Genomic DNA, 6,980 nt, shown 5'->3' on the forward strand with positions numbered 1-6,980 from the left:
AGCCAATCGGTGCTGGCAGCAATCAGAAAGATAATTAAACTTAACCAGCGATCGATTTCTGTGCCTTGGTGCAACCAGTATAAAATTAATGGCAGTCCCAAGAGTCGCGATAGGGTAATCGAGTTGGGTAGGTTCATTTTTGTTAGGGAAGTGGGGAAGTGGGGTGTAGGGTGTGGGGTGTAGGGTGTGGGGTGTAGGGTGTAGGGTGTAGGGTGTAGGGTGTAGGGTGTAGGGTGTAGGGTGTAGGGTGTGGGGAAGTGGGGAAATTTCAACTAATACCCCAAAACCCTAAAACTCCAACTCCCTAAAACTCCAACTCTCAACTCCTGCCTCCTGTCTCCCGGCTCCTGACTCCTGATTTTAGCTGGCTAATTTGAGATCGAAATTACTTTGTTTATTGCCTAATTGTCTGAGCCAACGATAATTATAAGTTAAAGCACCTCGCAGGGTGGGATAAACGGCATAATTAACGCCAAATTCTTGGCAAACTTCCGCTAAGATTGGGGCAATTTTTGGGTAGTGAATATGACAAATTTGCGGAAAAAGATGGTGAACAACTTGATAATTTAATCCCCCTAAATACCAATTTAAAAAGGCATTTTTAGGAGCAAAATCTACGGTAGTTCGCACTTGAAAGATTGCCCATTCGTCTTCGATTTGGTTAGCTGCCGAGGGTTGAATAAATTCGGCGGGTTCCAAAACGTGAGCTAACATAAATACATGACAGGCAAGCACTCCATAGGTCATAAAAGCAATGAGAAAACCGATCGCTATTTCTAGGGGACTATAACCAACTAAGAGAGGAATGCCAATAAACCAAAAGAGATAAACAACTTTTCCGCTCAATAAAACGAATAAATCGATCGGTTTAGGATTGGGAATTTTAATCTCGCCAAAACGATTACAAAAGAGGATGGAGCGCACATCGGAGAATGACCAATAGATAGGAATTATAGCGTAGAGAATCGGGATAAATAAATGTTGATAACGATGATACCATTTATGCTCGGCATGGGGAGTCATTCGCACGATACCATCGCCGTGAATTTCCACATCGTACCCTAAAACATTGGTGTAGGTATGATGGAGATAATTATGACGAAAACGCCAGAGATAACTGGAAGTACCGATGATATAATCGTAGGTCATGCCAAGGAGAGAATTAACCCATTTTTTACTAGAATAGCCGCCATGGTTTGCATCATGACCAATGCTAAAACCGATTCCTGCTAATCCTCCTCCTAAAACCAGACAACCGATAATTTTTAGCCACCAGATATCCGGACCAAAAAGTACAAATAGCCAAGCGGCAATTACCCAAGTTAAAATCGTGATCGTCTTCAGGTACATGGCCAAATTATCTCTGGTGGGGATGCCGTTTTCGGTAAAATAAGCATCAACCCGTTTATTCAATTCCTTTCTAAAACCCTGATTTTCGGTAAAAGTTACTCGCATTCCTAATTTTTGTCCTAGAAGTTGATATGACGGCTATTTGTGGCAGCTCAGAGTGAATTTATGAGTCTTGTACTGGTTTGCTAAGGCTGTCTCAGCATAACTGATAATTTCTCATCAGTCCCTCATCTATTGTCAGAGAAAGAGGTGCGCTTGGCAAGGCAATCGCTCAATTTGTTTGCTACTCTTGCAGAAAATCCTCGGTTTTTACCTAATCAGATATCAGATACCTGTAGCCGGTGATAGAAATGAGCGTTAGGTACTTTTATACTACTATTAAAGCCATTGAAGGCGATCGAGTTTTCTGGTGCGAAGTGCCACAATTAAGAAAATTGATCGATGCGATCGCTGGAAGCGTGGCCGATGATGAAGCGGTGTATTTTTATCTGTGGCAATGCTTACAGAATGATCCTAATAACCAATTAGTCAAGTCCCATTGGATGGTTTTCTTACAATATCGCTCCTGTATGGTAACTCAAAGGGTCTATCAAAATGTCGGCCATCGGATCGATGCTGATTATGAAACCCTCTTCTACTATTTGCTGAATTTGCTTTCTACGGCAATCATTTTTTACGGTAATTTTCAGGATAACAAGACCAAACCGGGATTTTTTCGCTTAATCTTAGAAAAATGGACAGATAAAAAATTAAGAAATACTCTCTATAATTTCCTGCGAGGAGAGTATAAAACGATTGGCAGGACTAATCTCGGTATAGTCAGTCTTTTTAGTGCGAATAAAATTCAAAAAGTTTTACGAACATCGGGTATCTTTAACGAGAATCATCTGCTAATATTTAACTGTTTTCGAGAGGTTAAAAAAGCTTCTCTTAGATCATTGGATAAGTGGCAAGAGGAGGATTGGCAACAAGTAATCGATCGCCTACAGCAGTTACAACCGCAAGTTATTCTCACCGTTGAGGAAGTGCAAGCAAAACTCAATCAAATAGGGGAGATAATGCGTAATCATATCGATCCTCCTTACTCTAAATTTGAGCCTACTAATTATGACGATAATAGCAATTACTTTTGGGAAAATATCCCCAGCAAGAAGCCAAGTAAAGATTTACTACAACAGCAAGAAATCCAGGAAGATATTAATAAGTTATTAATCACTCTTGAGGATGAAGTTAAACAGATTGTATATTGTTACTATCATCAAAAGATGACGCAAGCACAGATCGCTAATCGATTGGGAGTTCACTCATCTACTATTAGTCGAGAAATAACCCAATTATGTAAAAAAATTTATCAGCTACTCTGTGCAAGGGAAGGCAAAGATTGTCCTATTTTGTTAAATGAGATTAAATTACAATCTCGGCAAAAACAAGAGATCGATGCTTATCTGGAATATTTTTGTCAGTCCTACTTAACTCAAATCTAATCTGTTAGGAGATACCATGAAAGTCAACCTCGATATTTTGCAACAAATTAACCCGAAATCCCTTTGGCTAACTTTTTCGGAAACAGAGATTAAACAAGCTCGATCGATTCTCGGTCAATACTCTAATCAAACCGCCAAAAATCAGGCTTTGATTAATTACTTAGTGCAAATATGCCTAAGCAATTGGCTGAAAGATAATCTTGATTGTTCCCTTCAAATAATACCTGAAAACCATCAGTATCTTTGGGAGTTTATTAACGGGTTTACTTGGCAAATTGAAGATAAAAAAGTTACCACTATTCCCAGTCAAGCGATTGACATTGAGGGATTGACAATAGAGCAAGAATGGGTTGATATTCCCGATTTAGCGGCCGATTTTTATCTAGGGGTGCAGGTAGATTTAGCAGAAAAATTTCTCAATATCTGGGGTTTTATATCCAGAAAAGATGTTAAAAGTCTCGCAAAATACGATCCAATTTACCATCAATATTATTTGGACAGTGAGCAAATAATTGATGATTTAGATATTCTTTGGCAGAGTTGTTTAGAGGGAGAGAGTGAAAAAGGAAAACTCGAATCTTTAGCAAACTTATCGCCAGCAACAGCAGAAAATTTAATTAAAAAGTTAGGTCAAGTTTCACCCTATTCTCCGAGATTAGATATTAGTTGTCAGCAGTGGTTAGCTTTGTTGAATAATCAACAATGGCGAGAAAAACTTTATCAGCAGCGTTTAGAGGTAATCCCCACCAAACTTAGTCAATGGTTGCAGGGAATTATTACCGAAAAATGGCAGGAAATCCTCAGCACTATCGACAATTATCGTCCAATTAATCCGGGTTTTTTGTTGGCTGCTGAAAAAATCAGCAGCCGAGAATCTCTGACAGATATTCAGCGAGAAATTAGACAACTGTATGCTAGTCAAAAAGAGGTGGAATTTTCGGAACATTTAACCCCAGAGGAAGCTTTAGCAAAACTGCAACATCAAACCCAAGATGAAACTATTCGCTGGCAAGCGGCCGAATATCTCTGGAATATCGATCCTCATTATCCTAATGCTGCTATCCGCAAAATGCTCGATGTGGGTAGTCAATTAATGGGTTATAAAATCGCTTTAATGGTGGGAGTTTTATCGACCAGTCACCAGAGAATTGCTGTCTTAATTCGTGCCTATGCCATGGACAATTTTGCCAAACTACCCCCCGGTTTATCTTTGCAAATTAGCGATGAAATAGGCCAATTAATCCCCAGTTTAGAAGCAATAGCAAGGGAGAAACCCTTAGATAGCTATCTACAGCTTTATTTTCTAGCTGATGCCGACGATCGCTTTAATGTTAACCTAAGTTTAGGGGACAGTAGCATTACCGAGCAGTTTAGGATTTAATAGAGATAGCAGAAAATGTCAAGGGTAAAGACATGAGCAGAGTTGTGATTCTGAAAATTGGTGATGGCAGTTTTGAAACGGGATTTTCCGTCACTCTAGAAATTCGTGACAATCATCTCTTGATAGCACCTTTTGCTGAGGGGAAATTAGTCCCGAGCCTTGACATTGCTGCCGCTTTGCAAAATTATCGTCGAGCTTATTATCATTGGGTAGAAAGTCAACCCAGTTTAGGAATTACCGTTCCTCATAGTATGATCACCCATGCAGCGGTAGGTGATCCTAGAGACAACCTCAGAAAAGCCACTCAAACTTTAAAAGATAGCTTAAATGAATGGCTAAATTCCAGTTCTCTGAGTTCGATACAAAATCGTATCTTGTTCCATATAGGTACTGAGTCAGAAGTAAGATTTTTTATCCAAACTACCCACTTTGATTTACAACAAATTCCCTGGGAGTGTTGGAATTTTTTACGGGATTGGTGGAATGATGTGGAAATTGCTCTTACTATCCAGAGAAATCCTCCGATAATTAACCTTACTCCTCCAATTCATGTTTTAGTAATTTTGGGTAATATTGACATCGAAAACGAGCATAATTCCCTGTGTTTATCCAGTTTGCAAACGGCACTAGGAAACCCAGATAAGGTTTATATACAAATATTAAGTCCCAGTTCAGAAGTTCCTCTTTCAACGATAAATATTCACAATGAGTTGATCAAAAATCCATGGGATATTGTAGTTTATTTAGGTCATAGTCAAACCAGTAGCGACGGACATGATGGAGTTTTTATCATTGATAATGATACGGCTTTATCTCCTGAACATAATTTAAGAAATTCCCTAGAAATAGCTGTTAAAAAAGGCTTAAAACTTGTTATCTGTAACTCCTGCGATGGGTTAGGTATTGGTCGTCAGTTGGCTAATATCGGAGTACCCCATATTATTGTTATGAAAGAACCCATCGCTGTGCGGGTTGCTTTGAGATTTCTAGAAGTTTTTCTTCCCAATTTTCTTGAACATAAATCCCTACAGGAATCCTTAACAAGCGCTCGACAAGAATTAAGATTACATGAATTTGAGAAGGATGCTGCTAGTTCTTCTTTACTGCCTCGTTTGATAGAAAATCCTGAAGAACCACCGTTAATTTTACCTTTACCCCCTGAAAATACGGAGGAAAATCACCAAAATAATGATGAGCAAAGTTGGCCTTTACGTCTATCTAGTCGCTGGAAACAAGCTCTGTTATTTATTTTAAGTCTTCTGGTAACTTTATCAGTTTTATATTGGGGAGGAGTATTTTCCGATGATGCTAGTAAATACCCAGAAATTAGCTTAGGTGAAGAAATATTATTAAAGACAAACCGACAAGATAACAGTATTGAACGGGGAAGACAAGCTTTTAAAAACAAAGAATATAAACAAGCAATTCAGCTTTTTAAAAAATCCCTCGATCGCTTGCCCAATAATCCAGAGATTCGCATCTATTATAATAACGCTCGTGCGGCTCATCAAGACAGAAATCCCTTAAAAATTGCCACCAGTGTTCCTATTGGTAATAATCCAGAAATAGCTCAAGAAATTTTACGAGGTATTGCTTTATTGCAACAGGAGTTAAATGATGAACAGGCCAACAACCCCGATTTTCACTTTCTACAGGTAGTGGTCGCTAATGATAATAATAGCCCCGTAGATGCCAAAGATCGAGCCGAAAAATTTGTTAAAGATCCGTCAATTATAGCAGTGGTTGGTCATAATGCTTCTGCTGCTAGTGAAGCGGCCAAAGATAGCTATGTACAAGGGAAAATTGTTGCCCTATCTCCCACCAGCTTTTCCCCGAAAATCTCCGGTAATGGCTATGTGTATAAGATGGTTCCCGATCTGGAAACTTTTGCCACAACCTTAAGTGAATACATCCGCAAACAAACTGACAAGCTAATTATCCAAAACCCCACTAATTTAATTTGTTACGATAATCGCTCTGGGGATAATTATAACTTCGCTCAAAAATATAGAAACATTCTTCTCGGTCAGCAGTTTCAAAAAGTCATTAAAGATGCAGATTTTGACTGCAATATCGAACCAAAAAATAATTTAGATCAAGAGAAAATTTATCAAAAAATCGCTCAATACCAAGTAAATATTCTCATGGTTGCTCCCTATATTGACGATCTGAAAAGAGCCGTCAGTATCTTTAAGCAACGTCCCGCACAACAGTTAAACTTAGTAACTTTAGGTTCACCCACTTTTCAAAGTTATCTCACCCTTGCAGAAGGTAAACAAGGAGTAGAAAATTTAGTTATCACCGTGCCTTGGTATGATCTCAAAAAAGATAATTATATCCACAGTTTTTGGCAAAATAAGATCAATGTTTGGCGCACTCCCATGGCCTACGATGCGACTAAAGTTATCCTCACCGCTTTGCGACAGTTATACCAACAAGGACAAAAATTCGCTCGAGAATCATTAAATCAAGTTTTAAGAAACGATTTTTCTATCGAAGGAATGACTGGCACTGTTACATTTGATCAGAATGGTGTCCGCAACATGAATAATAATCCTGATGATCGCCGCTACTTGATTCTACAGGTCAAAAATGGTCAATTTGTCCCCCTCGCTCCCATTAAATCTGCCGGTCCACTCTAAACCGGTGGTGATTCGGTAGTAGTGATGGCGGCTTAATCCTTTGCTTTGCTGTGCATTGTAGTCATGAATAAAATACCAAAGGGCTCCCCAACGTGATTCTCCATTTTTTTAGAGAAAGATAGA

The 6,980-nt window shown here is 38.9% G+C and carries 5 protein-coding genes; 3 read left to right on the forward strand and 2 right to left on the reverse strand.

Annotated elements, in window-relative coordinates; translation table 11 throughout:
* A partial coding sequence (locus PX481_RS13085; protein ID WP_353852194.1) for a CDP-alcohol phosphatidyltransferase family protein occupies positions 1-272 on the reverse strand: 272 nt, incomplete at its 3' end.
* An 88-nt stretch (positions 273-360) separates the two neighbouring features.
* Positions 361-1,455 carry a fatty acid desaturase family protein gene (locus PX481_RS13090; protein WP_288026795.1) on the reverse strand — a complete coding sequence of 365 codons (1,095 nt, stop codon included), beginning with the start codon at positions 1,453-1,455 and terminating at the stop codon, positions 361-363.
* A 245-nt stretch (positions 1,456-1,700) separates the two neighbouring features.
* Between PX481_RS13090 and PX481_RS13095 the strand changes: the two genes are divergently transcribed.
* From PX481_RS13095 to PX481_RS13105, 3 genes are read left to right on the forward strand one after another with little or no spacing between them, the layout of a single operon-like run.
* Positions 1,701-2,834 (forward strand): sigma factor-like helix-turn-helix DNA-binding protein, encoded by a 1,134-nt coding sequence (locus tag PX481_RS13095; RefSeq protein ID WP_002759359.1) that lies wholly within the window; start codon positions 1,701-1,703, stop codon positions 2,832-2,834.
* A 16-nt stretch (positions 2,835-2,850) separates the two neighbouring features.
* Positions 2,851-4,215, forward strand: a complete 1,365-nt coding sequence (locus tag PX481_RS13100) for a DUF1822 family protein (RefSeq protein WP_002759361.1) — start codon at positions 2,851-2,853, stop codon at positions 4,213-4,215.
* Positions 4,216-4,247: 32 nt separating this feature from the next.
* Positions 4,248-6,857 (forward strand): ABC transporter substrate-binding protein, encoded by a 2,610-nt coding sequence (locus PX481_RS13105; RefSeq protein WP_288094707.1) that lies wholly within the window; start codon positions 4,248-4,250, stop codon positions 6,855-6,857.
* The last annotated feature ends 123 nt before the right edge of the window (positions 6,858-6,980 follow it).

It is taken from the genome of Microcystis sp. M53603_WE2 (genome assembly GCF_030065435.1).